Origin of the sequence: Vibrio diabolicus, from assembly GCF_011801455.1 — a bacterium.
GTDB classification, from domain to species: Bacteria; Pseudomonadota; Gammaproteobacteria; order Enterobacterales; family Vibrionaceae; genus Vibrio; species Vibrio diabolicus.
The window spans coordinates 799,039-815,815 of record NZ_CP042451.1; the positions used below are offsets into that span (position 1 = coordinate 799,039).

A 16,777-nucleotide genomic window follows, 5' to 3' on the forward strand; every position below is an offset into this window, starting at 1 on the left:
TTATTTAAAGAGGCAGTGGAATACTGCCTCTTCGCTTTATCAAGGAAATAACAATGAAAACAAAGTCAGTATGTCTTACTTTTTTAGCACTTAGCCTCTCAGCTGGTGCGATTGCAAAACCACTTGTAATTGCACACCGTGGCGCATCGGGTTACTTGCCTGAACACACGCTAGAAGCCAAAGCGCTTGCTTACGCAATGAAACCTGACTACATAGAGCAAGATGTGGTAATGACGAAAGACGACCAGTTGGTCGTGTTGCATGACCATTATCTCGATCGTGTAACGGATGTTGCGGAGCGTTTTCCTGATCGTGCGCGCAAAGACGGCCGTTATTACGCGATTGATTTCACACTGGCGGAAATCAAATCCTTGCGAGTAACTGAAGGCTTTAATATCGATGACAAAGGTAATAAGGTCGTTGGTTATCCGACACGATTCCCAATGTGGAAATCGGATTTTACCGTGCCGACGTTTGCTGAAGAGATTGAGCTGATCCAAGGACTTAACAAGACGTTGGGTTACGACATCGGTATTTACCCAGAAATTAAAGCGCCTTGGTTCCATCGTCATGAAGGTAAGGACATTTCTAAAGCGGTGCTTAAAGTCTTGAAGCAGTACGGTTACGACTCGCAAGATGACAAAGTTTACCTGCAGTGTTTTGATGCGAACGAACTGCAACGCATTAACAGTGAGTTGATGCCCGCAATGGACATGGATTTAAAGCTCGTTCAGCTCATGGCTTACACCGATTGGAACGAAACTATGGTGTACAAAGGCGATACAGCAACGCCATACAGCTATGATTGGATGTTCGAAGCCGACGGAATGAAGAAAGTGGCGAGTTACGCCGAAGGTATTGGACCTTGGAAGCCGATGCTGGTGGATGATAAGTCAACCAAAGACAACATCATCATTAAGCCGTTGATGAAGTCTGCAAAAGACGCTGGTTTACAAGTTCATCCATACACGTTCCGTGCCGATCCAGGACGCATTCCAGCGTACACGGACAGTTTTGAAGGCATGATGGATGTGTACTACAACCAAGTGAAGGTGGATGGTTTGTTTACTGACTTCCCAGATAAAGCGGTCAGCTTTTTAAATCAGTAATCACGCATTTTGCTGTAAGCTAAAAAATCCCCCAACAGTTTCCTGCTGGGGGATTTTTCTTAACTATTTATTAGTTGTTTTTATGCAATTCGCTGTTCAGTTCAACCGCGCTCTTGTTTGCAAGACACTCGATTTGACCTGTCACAGAGTTACGACGGAACAGTAGGTCAGAAACACCGGCAAGATCGCGTGCTTTCACTACTTCTACTTCTTGGCCAGCAGAATCTAGCATGCGCACTTTTGAACCAGCAGTTACGTATAGACCTGATTCGATAGTACAACGGTCACCCATTGGGAAGCCAAGACCTGCGTTCGCGCCTAGTAGAGAGTTTTCACCGATAGAAACCACAACTTTGCCGCCGCCAGATAGCGTACCCATGATAGATGCGCCGCCGCCGATGTCAGAGCCGTTACCAACCACTACGCCAGCAGAGATACGACCTTCAACCATGCTCACGCCTGTTGTACCCGCATTGAAGTTGATGAAGCCTTCGTGCATTACCGTTGTGCCTTCGCCAACGTGTGCACCAAGACGTACGCGAGAAGTGTCTGCGATACGAACGCCAGTTGGAACCACGTAGTCCACCATTTTAGGGAACTTGTCTACGCAATCTACGCTTAGCGTACGGCCAGCTAGGCGAGCTTCGATTTGACGCTCAGCCAGCTCAGGTAGGTCGATTGGGCCTTCGTTTGTCCATGCGATGTTGTGCAACAGACCGAAGATACCATCCAGTACTGTGCCGTGTGGCTTAACTAGACGGTTAGAGATAAGTTGAAGTTTTAGGAAGCCTTCAGCAACAGATTGTGGCTGTTCATCCGTAGCTAGAATAACCAGTACAAGCGGCTGTGCTGATTCTGCTGCTTTGGTTGCGAAAGATGCGTTTGCTGCATCGCCGTTTGCTTCGAAAGCCGCCGCAAGTTCTGCGCTTTGTGCTGCAGAGATCTCGATAGCTTGGTTGCCTTGTTCGTAACCTGTTACTGCTGCTAGTGCGTTAACAAGCTCTTCATTTGGGTTAAGAACTGGGTTTGGAAAAAACGCTTCAATGATTTTGCCATCGCGGTTTTTAGTCGCTGTACCAAAGGCTAGAGAAAAGAAAGCCATAGTTGATCTCCATGTGTTGAGTCTTGTGTCTCGTCTGTTCACTGACAAGAAATAATTAAGTTGTCAGCCATCATAATGAGAGTGCTAGGGAGTTTAAAGAGGGGAAATAGATAAAGTCTGTAGATGGATACCTTTTGTCTTTTGGGAGATATGTCTGTCTGATGAGAAATGTGGTTGTGAGGTGGTCAATTAGCGGGTGTTTGTTGAAATGAAAGAAGGCGATTTGTCGTATCTGTGCTCGAAAGAAAGGGCGATCTTTCCATGATGATGTGTGCCTTCAGATACAAAAAACGCCACATGATGCGGCGTTTCTTTAACAAATGAGAGGCTTATGCAGCGTCTTCTTGCTTGTCTTCTTCTACAGATTCAAGCTTTTTTGCTTTCTTTGGTGCCGGTTTGCGTTTTGCACCCAGTGCGTAAAGCACTTCTTCTTTGTTTTGAGCGAGGTACATCGCAAGATCTTCTTGCTTACCTTCGTCTTCTAGAAGTTCACTTTTACCTAGCAGCGTGAATAGTTCGTCTGCCATGTCTAGCATTTTATCGTATGCGTCAGCTTCCGCTTTAGAGGTAAAAGTCATTTTCTCTTCTCCATTGCGTTCTACCACGTACTTGACGATTACAGCCATGGTTGGTCCCCTAACTTGGTGTATTGATACTGGCTTTTTATACAGTTTTTGACCAGTTAAGTCTAGCGACAAGCCTAAGAATGAGAGACACGTACAACTAACTGACCAGCATTTAAACTATCTCCGTTTCACTTGGAGGGCGTATTCTCTAGATAAAGGTTATTTGGTCGTTCCCAATCTTGGCAAAATTCGATAAACGTTCTGAGTAGTGGGCTTTGGTATTTCTCTTTGTGAACCAGTAGCCAGAAGCGACGTTTCATATCTAAAGGCATGTCGAGCAGTTGCACGCGACCGTCACGAATAGCAGGTTCTGCAGACAAACGTGACAAGCAGCCCAAGCCTAACCCCGCCGATACTGAGTTGATCAACGCTTCGGTGGTATTGAGCTGAAAAGCTTCATGCCAATGTTCCAAGCGCGGCGCGACAACGCGCATAAAAAATTCGCGTGAACCAGATCCTGCCTCTCGCAATATCCACTCGCTGTTTTCTAGCTCGGTTAAATTTACGGGCCCTTCGTGCGCGGCTGGAGAATCTGGCGCGCAAATCACGCACATTTCATCTTCGCTAAACTGGGTAGACTGCAATTCAGGGTGAAGTGTTTTGCCTTCAATGAGGGCTATGTCTAACTCGTAATCGGTCAGCATGTCGCAGATTTGTGCAGAGTTAGAAATGAACAGACTTTGAGAACGATGGTTCGTTTGCTGACGAAATTCGCTAAGCAAATAGGGCGCGACTTGGTTGCCAATGGTGTCGCTGGCACCAATGCGAAGTTGGCCCGATAGCGCTTGGTCACCATCGAAAATGCTCTCGATGTCTTTGGCTCGGTTGAGTAACTCATCCGCCAGTGGCAGCAGTTTTTGACCTTCTTGGTTCAAAATCAGTCGGTTATTAACACGATCAAACAAGTGATGGCCGATCTGCTTTTCTAATTCTGAGAGTGCCATGCTCACAGCGGCTTTTGATAAAAAGAGGCTATCAGAAGCTGCTGTGAGCGTTTTGTGCTGCGTGATCGTCGTAAACACTTTCAGTTGTTTAAGAGAAATGTGACTTGCCATACCCCACCGTTAAGTAATTTTGAACGTTTGTTTTAAATAATTAGATATATCGGAACGAAGTGCAAGCGTATTATACGCTCCATCAAGAGTGAGTCTGGTTGAGGTCATCATGATTCAAAGAACAAAAGCAAAAGTAATGGGAGCACCAACTCCGATGGCGGGTTTGGCTCTTGGTATTGCAAGCTTAGGCTGGAGTTGGGAAAACTTCGCCGAATTACATGGCTACGGACAGTGGATTAGTGCGGGTATTGCGAGCGTATTGTTGGTTATATTGGCAACCAAGTTTTTGCTACATAACCATTTATTGAGAGAAGATCTTGCTCATCCGGTTGTGGGCAGCGTGGTTCCGACATTTGCGATGGGCACTATGGTGGTATCGAACTCTCTCGGCCATTTTTACCCATTGGCTGGTGATGTACTTTGGCTGATTGCAGTGGTTCTGCACATCGTGTTCTTGGTGAGCTTTGTTTACCATCGCGCCAAAGATTTTGAATTGCACCACATGGTTCCTAGTTGGTTTGTACCGCCAGTGGGTATCATCGTTGCGGATGTGTCTTTCTCTGGCAACCCGATGTTAGCACCAGTGGCACAAGGTGCATTGATGTTTGGGATGGTGGCGTACGCGATCATGTTGCCGATGATGATTTACCGTTTCATGTTTACCCATGAAATTCCGGATGCAGCGAAACCAACAATGGCAATCATGGCAGCGCCAGCAAGTCTATCATTGGCAGGGTACTTAACGGTCACTGCGACACCATCACCAGTGATCATCGCTATGCTATTTGGTATCGCGGTATTGATGACGGCCATCATTTACCTCGCATTCTTTAAATTGCTTAGACTGCCATTTAGCCCAGGCTATGCGGCGTTCACTTTCCCGATGGTGATCGGTGCGACGGCGCTGTTTAAAATGGCGAATTGGATGGAGTTGCAAGGATTGGCTGCGCACTATGTTCAACAAGTGCGAGGCTTAGCTGGTCTTGAGTTGATTGTGGCAACATTTGTTGTCTCTTATGTGGCTTTACAATACATCAACAACTTATTGATTCAGCCACGCTTGATGCACGCTCATCACGCTTAAATAGCAGATAGGAAAAAGCCTCTTGGTCTTACAGCCAAGAGGCTTTTTTTATTTCAATCGGCGTCGATGTTGGACACTAGCCTTTTTTGTAAAATCGCGACATCTCATCCAGAGAATGACGAATGATATCGACAGGAACTTTCTGTTCTTTCTCGACTTTTAACTGGCGATTCAGTTGCTGAGAGTGCCCGCCAGGATTGACCACAAGCATCAGTTCTTTGCCGACCAATGCATAGTTGTAGTAGCTGCCAGCAATATACCAATCGCGAGGGGCAGAGCTATCAAACAAGTTATGACCAACGCTGTATGAACTCGTTGTGCCTTGAACGTCAAACAGCGTATTCATCATGGTTGGCACGACGTCGAAATGGGTCGTGCGGTAATTAATTTGCTCTGGTTGACGATTTGGCATGTACACGTAAAGAGGCACATGCACTTGTACGTCACTGTAGTTACCCGTGTGGCCCCAATAGTTCATCTTATGGTCATTAAACTCTTCACCATGATCAGATGAAATCACCACAATGGTATTGTCTAAGTCGACGTTTTTCAGCACATCACCAATCAAGCTATCGATGTAGTACAACGAGTTCTTGTATCGATTGTGGTAAAGCGAAGCGTCAAAATCGTTGTTGAGCAAAATGTGGTCAACGCGTTCCCAGTATGGTTTGAATTTCGCAAATTCAGGTTCGGGAAATACTGTACCGTGGGCGGCATCGTAGAACAGAAAACCAAAGTACGGTTTGTCGCTGTCCTGTTTTTGAAACTCGATGAACTTGTCTGTGATCTGCTGATCGCGCTCGACGGCCGTTTCTCCAGTTTGTCTCAGAGTCAAGTCCGACACTTTTTTGAATACTGTGCGAGAAAGTGGCGGGCTGGTGAGCGGTGCCGAGCCAAAAATGCCCATGCGGTAGCCTTCTGCTTGCAGCGTATCCATAAAAACAGGAGAGCGTTGGCTTGCGTAAAAGCTTTCCCAGTAGGTCGCGGGCAAGCTGTAAAACAGGCTGAAAATACCGGCTTGAGTTGAGTTGCCGCCGCTCATATGTTGTGTGAAATTCACTGTCTTTTCGGCGAACTTGCTGACATTTGGCATGACTTCCGGCGTCGCATCACTGTAGCGCCACGCGTCAACTAAGATAAACAAAACATTGGGTTGCTCCTCTTTGCTTTGTACTTGAATGGGCGCAAGTGGGTAGTTGAGTGAGCTACGTTCAATGTTGGTTAACTCTACGCGATTCTTCGATGCAATGTTCTCATCCACTAGGTCGTGTTTGTAAATAAATTTACGAGCCGTCAGCGGGTAGTAAAGTGGCCAGTTATTCGAAAACTGACTGACTTCATCGTCGTAAAGCGCGTTTTTGTACGCATGAATCATCTGCGTGCTGAGCAATACAGCAAACCAGACGCTGATCAAAACGAACTTAGCTCGGCTTTGTGCCAGTTTATTACTTACCCAAACGGTACAGGCGAGCCCGATCACCAGAACGGCAACTTCACTGATGAAGATTAGCCAACTCATCCACGAAATATCGAAGACATCACCGCCACCTTCGAAAAACATACGAATTAATAGGGCGTTGATGTGAAGTTTGTATTGCTGAAAAACGAGGATATCGACTTTAAACATGATCAATAGACAGATCGCGATAGCGATCACGATGCCTTTGAATGCTCGAGTCGGTAGAAAAGAGAGCAATAAACTCAACAACATAAATGGAAGTGCGATCAAGCCCAGCCAGCCATATTGAGTCGAAACCAAATAGTAACCTTGCAACAAGGTTAGCGGTTCATTCTGATTGTTAGACAACACAAAAGGATAACAAGCGATCGACAGATACACTGCAAAGCAAGCAAAAAAAGCAATCAGCCAAGCGCTGTTGGAAGACAGTTTGCGAAACATACTTTTTGTTTGTTTATAAATTATGGGTAGTGGGAGTATAAAACAGTGTTTTTTATTATGGAATAGTTGCGATGAATGTCACATTTTGTATGGAAGTGTCAGACTTGATTGACATGTGAAAATTAAGAAGATTCATACTCTATTTGAGTGATATATAACCTTTTGTTTTTTCCGAACACGAGATCACTGCGGGTTTAAATGGGGCTGTGCTAAGCTAGCTAACAGTTTCAATCGGCGCTCGGTATTCCCAATTTGTTTACTGTTTATCACTCCAACCAAGTTGACGTTCTTAAATCACTCCTTGTCGAACTGATTCGAATCAGTCCGCTGGAAAACCCGTTCGAAAAAGAACAAATTCTGGTTCAAAGTCCGGGCATGTCCCAGTGGCTAAAAATGGAATTGGCCAAAGAGTTTGGTGTTGCCGCGAACATTGATTTTCCGCTTCCTGCTACCTTCATTTGGGATATGTTTACGCAGGTGTTGCCAGACGTGCCAAAACGCAGTGCGTTTAACAAAGAAGCGATGACGTGGAAGTTGATGCATCTGCTTCCGGGGCTTCTCAACCAAGAGGTGTTTTCGCCGTTAGCGCAGTACCTCAAAGATGACAGTGACCACTCTAAGCTGTATCAGCTGGCTGAGAAAATTGCCGATATTTTCGATGGTTACTTGGTGTATCGTCCGGAATGGATCGCAAGTTGGGAAGCTGGGCAGAGTGTGCCAGAGCTGGAAGATGAGCATCCGTGGCAGCCGATCCTGTGGCAAGCGTTGTACGATCACACTGTGTCATTAGGACAGTCTCCTTATCACCGTGCCAACCTTTATGAGCACTTTATCGACACATTAGCGAGTTTTAACGGCAATTTTGACCATTTACCCAAGCGTTTGTTTGTTTTTGGTATTTCTTCGTTGCCGCCTCGCTATATGGATGCGCTAAAAGCAATTGGTGAACACATCGACGTGCATCTGATGTTCACCAACCCGTGTCGTTATTACTGGGGTGAAGTTCGAGATCGCAAATATCTGGCTCGTTTGGCGGCGAAACATCGTCAGCACGTTGTGTGGCAGGACGATCACTCGGAAGTGCAAGGTGAAACTGAGCAACTGAAAGGCTCATTGGAAGATAATGTGATCGATGAGCTGCACACCGATGTGGTTGGAAACAGTCTGTTGGCGTCCATGGGTAAACTCGGGCGTGACAATATGTATCTGTTGTCTCAGCTGGAATCTCATGAAATTGAAGCCTTTGTTGATGTTGAGCGCGACAGTCTGCTCCATCAATTGCAAGCGGATATTCTCAATCTTGAAGAACATCAAGATGACCAACAGATTGAAAACAGTCATCACAAACAAGTGGTTAGCTTGGGTGATAAATCACTGAGCCTACACGCTTGTCACAGCCCGATGCGTGAAGTGGAAGTGCTGCATGATCAACTATTGGCGATGTTCGATGCTGACCCAACGTTAAAACCGCGCGATATTATCGTGATGGTCGCGGACATCAACGCTTACAGCCCTGCGATTCAGGCGGTCTTTGGTAACGCACCGGGTGAGCGTTTTATTCCATATTCGATTTCTGACCGAACCGCCGATCAAGAGAGCCCAATTCTGGCCGCATTTATGCAGTTGGTGAACTTACCCAATACGCGCTGTTTGGCATCAGAACTACTCGAACTTCTGGAAACTCCAGCGATATTAAAGCGTTTTGAACTCAGCGAAGATGATTTCTTACAAGCCAAACAATGGGTTGAGGAATCGGGAATTCGCTGGGGGTTGGATGCCAATACCGGACGCGAATTTGAACTGCCGGAAACCCGTCAAAACACGTGGCAATTTGGTATTCAACGCATGTTGCTTGGCTACGCGATGCCAGAATCCGCAGGTTTGTTTGAAACCGAGCAAGGCAGTTTATCTCCGTACAACGAAGTGCAAGGCATGGGCGCAGAGCTGGCGGGCAAGTTGGCACACTTTATCCAACAAATTAGCACTTATCGAAGCAAACTTTCTCATGTTCAGACTATTGATGGTTGGCGAGAGACTTTGGTTTCACTGCTGGATGACTTCTTCTCAGTTGAGTTAGAGGGCGAAATGGCGCTCAAATCCATTCGCGATACGCTCAGCCAACTCAAAGAGCAATTAGCTGATGCCGCATTTGATGATGCGTTGTCGCCGTCGATCATCAGCCAATACCTTCAAAACAAATTATCTGGCACACGAGTCAGCCAGCGCTTCCTGGCTGGTCAAGTGAACTTTTGTACCCTGATGCCGATGCGCTCTATTCCGTTTAGAACCGTTTGTCTACTGGGGATGAATGACGGCGTGTATCCACGCTCCATGCCGCCAGAAGGCTTTGACTTGATGACGGGAAGAACCAAGCCGGGCGACCGTTCACGCCGAGATGATGACCGTTACCTATTCCTCGAAGCGATGTTGTCTGCACAGCAAACGCTGTACATCAGTTATGTTGGCCGTTCAATCCAAGACAACACCGAGCGAGTGCCCTCGGTATTGGTTTCTGAGCTGATGGAATACTGCCACCAAAACTATTGTTTAAGTGGTGATGAAGCGTTGCCCGTTGATGAGTCTGGCGACAACTTGTTAAACGCGTTGGTGAATACCCACGCCATGGTGCCGTTTAGCCCAAGTGCGTTCCAAGGCATGCACGCCAGCTACGCGAAAGAGTGGATTCCAGCGGCATTGACTCAAAGTAGTCAATCGCAAGGCTATGTTCGTCGTGATTTTAACCGTGCATTAGACGACTATCTGTTAGGAGCGACGTTCCCACTTGAGCTCGACTTAGTCGAATTGCAACGTTTCTGGCGCTTACCGGTGCAGTATTTTTTCAATCGTCGCTTAAAAGTAATCTTTGAACCGCCACTGCCGGTGATGGAAGACGACGAACCCTTTGTTTTAGGTGGTTTGGAAAGTTATCAAATGCGTGATGAGCTGTTAGAAACCTTGCTTGAAACGACATTGATACAGCCAGAGAAAAAAGCAGAAGTGCTTAAACACTTTATGAGTCAACAGCGCGCTCAAGGCAAACTGCCGGTGGGAGCGTTTGGTGATATCGAATTTGAAACCAACCGAGTTCAGGCGGAAGAGCTAGTGGATAAACTGGCGTTTTTATCTGGTGCGCCTCAAGACGATCTGGAAATCGACCTGACGTTTGATGCCTTGTTTGAGCGAAATGAAGGCGAAGAGAAAAACGTTCGCCTAACAGGTTGGCTAACTCAATACTACCAATCCGGTTTGATTCGCTACCGAAGCGGTAAGATTCGAGCGCAGGATTACCTTGCAGTGTGGATCGATCACCTTGCCATTTCGGCGTCGGGTCATGCTAAGAAAACCCACATCATTGGTTACGATCGTAAAGAAGGTGCGCTGCATTTAATCTACCCAGAAATTGCCGATGCGCAGTATGCCAAACAGCTACTGACTGAATTAGTTCGCTTATTCTTCGAAGGCATGACTAAGCCTTTGCCTTATTTCCCGAAAACGGCGTTGGCTTGTGTTGAAGCGGGCTTTAGCCGCGGTCAGTGGGTCGATGACGAAGAGAAATCTTTGAAGAAAATGGCTGACGCATTCAATGATGGCTTCATGAGCCCAGGCGAAGGCAATAATGCGTACATCTCTCGAATTTGGCCAGCTTGGAATGATGAGTTGGCCTCAGAAGTTCGTTTGCTGACAGCATTAGTTTTGCAAGGTGCGCGCTTAGCGATTCAAGACGCTGATGACGTAAAAGCGTAATAAAGACAGTTGGATAAAGAGAAGGAAGAGTAGGGTGGCCGCCAGAAAATCATTATTTTTTGTAGGGCGTTCGCTGTACGGCCACAAGGTCAGAGGGACCATGATACTTTTGTTTAATTCATTTGAGTTGTGCCGCCAAAAAGGTTTGGCTTATCTCGTGGGGCGCATACTAACGGTACGTCTTATGGATAACCGTGAGAAAGATCTCACAAAGCTCTAAATTATCCAACTTGTTAAACATATTAATAGAATTTTTAACTATAGATCACATTTATTAGGTGATACGTCCTAGTAAATAATCCGGAGAGATTCAGCGTTATGGATCAAATGTCAGGTGCAGAGTGTCCTCTACATACGTTAGACCGCACAGAGCAACCTCAACCAACGCCACTAGAACCGATGACGTTTCCTCTGCATGGCGCGAGGTTAATCGAGGCATCAGCAGGTACAGGTAAAACCTTCACTATTGCAGGTTTATATCTGCGCCTTTTGCTTGGTCACGGCTGCGAGGAAACTCGACATCGCGTACCGCTTACAGTCGACCAAATTCTGGTCGTAACCTTTACCGAAGCGGCAACTGCGGAATTACGAGATCGTATCAGGGCAAGGATCCATGACGCGCGAATCGCGTTTGCGCGTGGACAGAGTTCCGATCCGGTGATCCAACCTTTGCTTAATGAGTTTGACGATCACAAGCAAGCCGCAGAAATTTTATTGCAGGCAGAGCGTCAGATGGACGAGGCGGCGGTCTACACCATTCACGGTTTTTGCCAACGTATGCTAACGCAAAATGCGTTTGAATCTGGCAGCCGATTTAATAACGAGTTTGTGACCGATGAAAGTCACCTAAAAGCGCAAGTTGTAGCCGATTACTGGCGTCGCAATTTCTACCCGTTGCCGTTTACCTTGGCTGGGGAAATTCGCCAGCTATGGAGCTCTCCATCTGCGTTATTGTCTGACATCAGCAATTACTTAACTGGTGCGCCGTTAAGCCTTTCTGTTCCGGTAATGAAAGGCAGTTTGGCTGATCTTCATACTGAAAATCTGAAAAAAATTGATGAATTAAAAGCACAGTGGCGAGAAAGCCAAGATGACTTCTTAACGCTGATTTCAGATTCAGATATTAACAAACGTAGCTACACCAAAAAGTCTCTGCCGACGTGGTTGGAGGCGGTAAACGCTTGGGCGGCAACGGAAACTACAGGTTACGATTATCCAGACAAGCTGGAGAAATTCGCGCAAAACGTCTTGTTGGAAAAAACACCGAAAGGCAGTGCGCCGCAGCATGCGGTATTTGAAGCCATTGAAACATTTCTTACCAACCCAATCAGCTTAAAAGCGCCACTGCTTGCTCATGCAATTGAACATTGTCGTGTGATGCTGGCTAACGCGAAAAAGCAAAAACAGTGGCTCTCTTTCGATGATTTGCTAACGCAACTTTCTGCTTCTATCGATACTGACGAAAGCGAGCTTTTAGCGGCGCGTATTCGTACTTTGTATCCTGTCGCAATGATTGACGAGTTCCAAGATACCGACCCGCTTCAATACAGTATTTTCAGCCGTATTTATCTGAACAACCCGGAATGTGGTTTGTTTATGATCGGTGACCCCAAGCAGGCGATTTATGGCTTTCGTGGCGCAGACATTTTCACTTACATCAAAGCGCGTAACCAAGTAAGTGCCCACTACACGTTAGGAACCAACTGGCGTTCTAGCGCAGATATGGTGCAGGCGGTAAACCAAGTATTTGCTTTGCCAGACAGTCCATTTATCTATGATTCGGATATTCCGTTTTTACCTGTAAAGTACAGTCCCAATGCCGAAAAACGCATTTGGATTATGGGTGGCCAAAAGCAACCAGCGCTGACTTATTGGTTGCAAGAAGCGGACGATAAACCGCTACCAAAAGGCGAGTATTTGACTCGAATGGCGGAGGCGACCGCAAGCCAAATCCAAACCATTTTGACGCAGGCTCAACAGGGGCAAGCGTGTCTGGTGAATGGCGAAAAACAGAAAGCAGTTCAAGCTGGCGATATCGCAGTGCTGGTTCGAACAGGTAGTGAAGGTCGAATGATCAAACAAGCGTTGGCAGACCAAGGCATTGCTAGTGTGTATCTGTCTAACCGAGACAGTGTGTTTACCAGTTCGGTGGCGCAGGATTTACAGCGCCTGCTGCAAGCGGTGCTGACGCCAGAAAATGACCGTGCACTGCGTGCAAGTCTTGCTTCTGAGCTGTTTGCCCTCGACGCAGCAAGTTTGGATGCACTTAATAACGATGAAATTGTGTGGGAAAACGCCGTTAACGAATTCAAAGAATATCGCAAACTTTGGGTTCAGCGTGGTGTGCTGCCGATGCTGCGCGCGGTGATCAGCAAACGCCATATTGCCGAGCGATTACTAGAAGAAGGCGCGAGTTCACAGGGTGAGAATGGTGAGCGAGTGCTTACCGATTTAATGCACATCGGTGAACTGCTTCAACAAGCCAGTAATGAACTGGACAGCGATCACGGTCTGCTGCGTTGGCTCGCTCAGTCTATCAGTGATGCGGAAAATGGTTTGGGTGGCTGTGATGACCAAATCCAACGTTTAGAATCGGAACGTAACTTAGTGCAGATCGTGACTATTCACAAATCAAAAGGCTTGGAGTATGACCTCGTATTTCTGCCGTTTGTGTTCAGCTATCGAGAAGCCAGTGAAGCCAAATATTACGATGCAGCCAATGACCGCACGGTACTGGATATCACTGGCAACGATGCGTCCATGAAGCAAGCGGATAAAGAGCGTTTGGCGGAAGACTTACGCTTGATATACGTGGCGTTAACGCGTGCTGTGTATGCGTGTTTTATCGGTGCCTCACCTTTACGTAATGGCCGTTCGACCAAAGAGCCAACCGGCGTACACCGCAGTGCGATTGGCTATTTGATTCAAAATGGTCAAGAAGGTGGCATTAACGATTTGCACCAAGGTTTAACAAAGCAACAAGACGAGCTTGATTGTGTCGTTGTGGCCGATCTGCCGCAGCAACTCGAAGAGAAGTACGTAGCGCCACAAGAAGAAATACACGATCTTAGCGCGAAAGAACTGCAAAACCCTATCGACAGAAACTGGCGCATCACCAGTTATTCTGGCTTGGTCAAGCAAGGCTCTCATCACGCCGAGCATGATGCCACGATTGAGATTACGGGTTTTGATATCGACTCATCTGAAGAGCAAGACGAAGCGGATTTGGTGGAGCCAGAGCGCTCTATTTTTACCTTCCCTCGTGGTGCGCGTCCGGGTACGTTCCTGCACAGCTTGTTTGAGGAAATTGAATTTACTCAGCCAGCCACTACTGAAGAGAATACACAAATCATCCTTGGTTTGATGGAAAGCGAACAGCTCGATGAAGAGTGGTTGCCCATTTTACAACAATTGATTGATACCGTACTCGCAACGCCGTTGGATGGTAAGTCTTTGCTGCTGAATCAAAAAGCACCGTCGCAACGTTTGGTGGAGATGGAATTTTTGTTGCCGATTGAAGTGTTGTCTGCACCGGCGTTAAACCGAGTCATTCAACGTCACGATCCGTTGTCGGCGAAAGCGGGGGATTTAGGTTTCCAAACCGTGCAAGGCATGCTCAAAGGTTTTATCGACTTGGTGTTTGAACATCAAGGTAAATACTACGTGCTTGACTGGAAATCGAATCATCTTGGCGACGATGTAACGAGCTACCATGGTGAGGCTCTGAAATCGGCCATGGCGGATCACCGCTACGATTTGCAGTATCAGATTTATGCGTTAGCACTGCATCGTTTCCTACGCAGCCGATTGGCGAATTATCAATATGAGCAGCACTTCGGTGGCGTGTATTACTTGTTCTTGCGCGGCATGGATGGGCAGAGTGACCACGGCATTTTTGCCGCGAAACCAACTTTCGAGTTCTTACAAGAGATGGATCGTTTGATTGATGGTCAAGCACTTGAAACGCGCTCAACTCAAGCCGGGCAGATGGAGCTACTTTAATGACGACAAATCTCAATCTTCATTCTGACCAAGATAGCCTATTGGTAGTGCTAGAACGCTTGGCGCACAAAGGTGCTATTCGTCAGCTCGACTATCAATTTGCCTGTTTTATTGATTCTCAAACGCATGATGAACAGTCGGATAGCCAAGCACTGGCGTTTATCGCTGGTGTTGTCAGTAGTGAGCTTGGCAAAGGACATATCTGTCTGTCTCTGTTCGATGCACAAGGGCAATCTACGGATTTAGCCAGTAAGCTAGGGCTGTTTGGTGAGTCGGCATTGGCGCTCAACACACAGTTGCAAGGCATAGACTGGATTGAAGTATTACAAAATTCCAGCGTGGTTGGCGCGCAAGGAGAAGCCTTGCCGCTGATGTTCGATGGTGAGCGTCTGTATCTGCACCGCTATTGGCATTATGAAGTGACACTGGCGGAAAAGCTCAATCAGTTGGGCGCTGTAGTGAACTTGCAGTCGCAAGAGTTAGCGCGATTATCCGAGTTGCTCAACCATTTGTTTGCACGCCAATACTATTTTCTGTTTAACGCGTTAGGCAAAGCAGTAGAAGCGGGAAACAGCAACCAAGTGTTGCGTCAACAATTGGTGTGTGACCACCTTGATGTGGTCGCAAGCGAATCGTTGGATTGGCCTGCGATTGATTCCGTGCTTAGCAATGCGCGCAAGGTTCAAGATTTGCAAACACTGGATGAACTCGTACCACTCTCAGCTTGTGTGAACTGGCAAAAAGTCGCGGCGGCGGTTGCGTTAACTCGTCGATTTGCTGTGATTTCTGGTGGCCCTGGTACGGGTAAAACGACGACAGTAACCAAATTGCTTGCTGCTTTGATTGAACAGGCGACGCAAGAGAAAAATCTAACCATCAAGCTGGTGGCCCCGACGGGGAAAGCGGCGGCGCGATTAACCGAGTCCATTGGTAAAGCAGTGCAAGAGCTGCCAGTTTCTCCGGAGCTAAAAGCCAAAATTCCGACTGAATCGAGCACCTTACATCGGTTGCTGGGCGCGATTCCTAATAGCGCAGAATTTCGTCACAACAAGCAAAATCCACTGCATTTGGATATTTTAGTTATCGACGAAGCGTCGATGGTCGATTTACCAATGATGTATAAAGTGGTCGATGCCTTACCGAAACATGCGCGGCTGATTTTGTTAGGTGATAAAGATCAACTTGCCTCAGTTGAAGCAGGGGCTGTGTTGGGTGATATCTGTTCGTTCCATGCATTGGGTTATGGCAAAGAGCAGGCGTCAGCCATCGCAAAACTGACGGGTTTCGATACTTTAACCCATACGGGGAACAGTGCCTCCAGCATTGCCGATAGCTTATGTATGCTGCAAAAGAGCTACCGATTTGACGCTCGCTCAGGCATTGGTCAGTTGGCAAAAGCGGTTAACTCAGGTTCTGCTGCGAGCGTAGATAACGTCTGGGCGCGTGACTTTTCCGATATCGAACATTTCGCACTAAGTAGTCAACATTACAACCAAATGACGCAGACGTTGGTGCAGGAATACGGTCGTTACCTCAAACGCATTGGACAACAGGAAACTGATCCTAAAACCGGAGAGCCAGAGTCGCTAACGCAAAAAGCCAAAGCGGTGTTAGATACCTTCAACCAATGCCGACTGCTGTGCGCGATCCGTGAAGGTGACTTCGGTGTGGCTGGGCTAAACCAACGCATCGAGAAAGCGCTCGCGGCGCGCAAGTTAATTCAGGTTCACGATGAAATTTGGTATCACGGCAGACCCGTCATGGTTACGCGTAATGATCACGGTCTAGGTTTGTATAATGGTGATATCGGTATTTGCATGCGAGATGACAGTGAAGAAGAACCACGTTTGAAAGTCTTTTTCGAGTTACCTGACGGTAGTGTGAAAGCAGTCTTACCGAGCCGAGTTCCAGAGCATGAAACGGCTTACGCCATGACCATCCATAAATCGCAAGGCAGTGAATTTGACTACACTCTGATGATATTACCACCAGACTTTAGCCCGATATTAACCCGTGAGTTGATTTACACAGGTATTACCCGCGCGAAAAAGCGTTTAGCTCTTTACGCCGAACTCAATGTTCTGAAGCGAGGCATTAAGGTGAAAACCACTCGTGCGAGTGGATTAGTACAGCGGCTTACTAACTAAAACAAGAA

Annotated in this window: 9 protein-coding genes; 5 read left to right on the forward strand and 4 right to left on the reverse strand. The window is 46.9% G+C overall.

Features of this window, described 5'->3' with window-relative positions; translation table 11 throughout:
* The first annotated feature begins 53 nt into the window (after nucleotides 1-53).
* On the forward strand, nucleotides 54-1,109 hold the full coding sequence (glpQ, locus tag FR741_RS03805) for a glycerophosphodiester phosphodiesterase (RefSeq protein ID WP_167426290.1): 1,056 nt from the start codon (nucleotides 54-56) through the stop codon (nucleotides 1,107-1,109).
* A 70-nt stretch (nucleotides 1,110-1,179) separates the two neighbouring features.
* Here glpQ and dapD read toward each other — a convergent pair whose 3' ends face one another.
* The 3 genes from dapD to FR741_RS03820 all read right to left on the reverse strand — a co-directional run bounded on the left by dapD (nucleotide 1,180) and on the right by FR741_RS03820 (nucleotide 3,892).
* On the reverse strand, nucleotides 1,180-2,211 hold the full coding sequence (gene dapD, locus FR741_RS03810; protein WP_134647122.1) for a 2,3,4,5-tetrahydropyridine-2,6-dicarboxylate N-succinyltransferase: 1,032 nt from the start codon (nucleotides 2,209-2,211) through the stop codon (nucleotides 1,180-1,182).
* A gap of 329 nt (nucleotides 2,212-2,540) precedes the next feature.
* Nucleotides 2,541-2,837, reverse strand: a complete 297-nt coding sequence (locus FR741_RS03815; protein ID WP_041852896.1) for a YebG family protein — start codon at nucleotides 2,835-2,837, stop codon at nucleotides 2,541-2,543.
* 128 nt (nucleotides 2,838-2,965) lie between these two features.
* Nucleotides 2,966-3,892: a LysR substrate-binding domain-containing protein gene (locus FR741_RS03820; protein ID WP_053809262.1), complete on the reverse strand. Its 927-nt coding sequence runs from the start codon at nucleotides 3,890-3,892 to the stop codon at nucleotides 2,966-2,968.
* A 109-nt stretch (nucleotides 3,893-4,001) separates the two neighbouring features.
* Here FR741_RS03820 and FR741_RS03825 point away from each other — a divergent pair, with 109 nt between their 5' ends.
* Nucleotides 4,002-4,976 (forward strand): TDT family transporter, encoded by a 975-nt coding sequence (locus tag FR741_RS03825; RefSeq protein WP_025533968.1) that lies wholly within the window; start codon nucleotides 4,002-4,004, stop codon nucleotides 4,974-4,976.
* Nucleotides 4,977-5,052: 76 nt separating this feature from the next.
* Here the strand turns inward: FR741_RS03825 and FR741_RS03830 are convergent, their stop codons facing one another.
* Nucleotides 5,053-6,876, reverse strand: a complete 1,824-nt coding sequence (locus FR741_RS03830; protein ID WP_167426291.1) for a DUF3413 domain-containing protein — start codon at nucleotides 6,874-6,876, stop codon at nucleotides 5,053-5,055.
* Between the two features lie 252 nt (nucleotides 6,877-7,128).
* Here FR741_RS03830 and recC point away from each other — a divergent pair, with 252 nt between their 5' ends.
* The 3 genes from recC to recD all read left to right on the forward strand — a co-directional run bounded on the left by recC (nucleotide 7,129) and on the right by recD (nucleotide 16,769).
* Nucleotides 7,129-10,620 carry an exodeoxyribonuclease V subunit gamma gene (gene recC, locus FR741_RS03835; RefSeq protein ID WP_167426292.1) on the forward strand — a complete coding sequence of 1,164 codons (3,492 nt, stop codon included), beginning with the start codon at nucleotides 7,129-7,131 and terminating at the stop codon, nucleotides 10,618-10,620.
* 327 nt (nucleotides 10,621-10,947) lie between these two features.
* Nucleotides 10,948-14,622 carry an exodeoxyribonuclease V subunit beta gene (gene recB / locus FR741_RS03840; RefSeq protein ID WP_408646617.1) on the forward strand — a complete coding sequence of 1,225 codons (3,675 nt, stop codon included), beginning with the start codon at nucleotides 10,948-10,950 and terminating at the stop codon, nucleotides 14,620-14,622.
* Nucleotides 14,622-16,769 carry an exodeoxyribonuclease V subunit alpha gene (gene recD, locus FR741_RS03845; protein WP_167426293.1) on the forward strand — a complete coding sequence of 716 codons (2,148 nt, stop codon included), beginning with the start codon at nucleotides 14,622-14,624 and terminating at the stop codon, nucleotides 16,767-16,769. Before recB ends, recD begins: the two co-directional genes overlap by 1 nt.
* Nucleotides 16,770-16,777: the final 8 nt, after the last annotated feature.

Excerpts from the sequence above, each read along its gene's own strand:
- dapD (WP_134647122.1), bottom strand. The coding sequence starts at position 2,211 with ATGGCTTTCTTTTCTCTAGCCTTTGGTACAGCGACTAAAAACCGCGAT.
- recB (WP_408646617.1), top strand. The coding sequence starts at position 10,948 with ATGTCAGGTGCAGAGTGTCCTCTACATACGTTAGACCGCACAGAGCAA.
- FR741_RS03825 (WP_025533968.1), top strand. The coding sequence starts at position 4,002 with ATGATTCAAAGAACAAAAGCAAAAGTAATGGGAGCACCAACTCCGATG.
- glpQ (WP_167426290.1), top strand. The coding sequence starts at position 54 with ATGAAAACAAAGTCAGTATGTCTTACTTTTTTAGCACTTAGCCTCTCA.
- recD (WP_167426293.1), top strand. The coding sequence starts at position 14,622 with ATGACGACAAATCTCAATCTTCATTCTGACCAAGATAGCCTATTGGTA.
- FR741_RS03830 (WP_167426291.1), bottom strand. The coding sequence starts at position 6,876 with ATGTTTCGCAAACTGTCTTCCAACAGCGCTTGGCTGATTGCTTTTTTT.
- FR741_RS03820 (WP_053809262.1), bottom strand. The coding sequence starts at position 3,892 with ATGGCAAGTCACATTTCTCTTAAACAACTGAAAGTGTTTACGACGATC.
- FR741_RS03815 (WP_041852896.1), bottom strand. The coding sequence starts at position 2,837 with ATGGCTGTAATCGTCAAGTACGTGGTAGAACGCAATGGAGAAGAGAAA.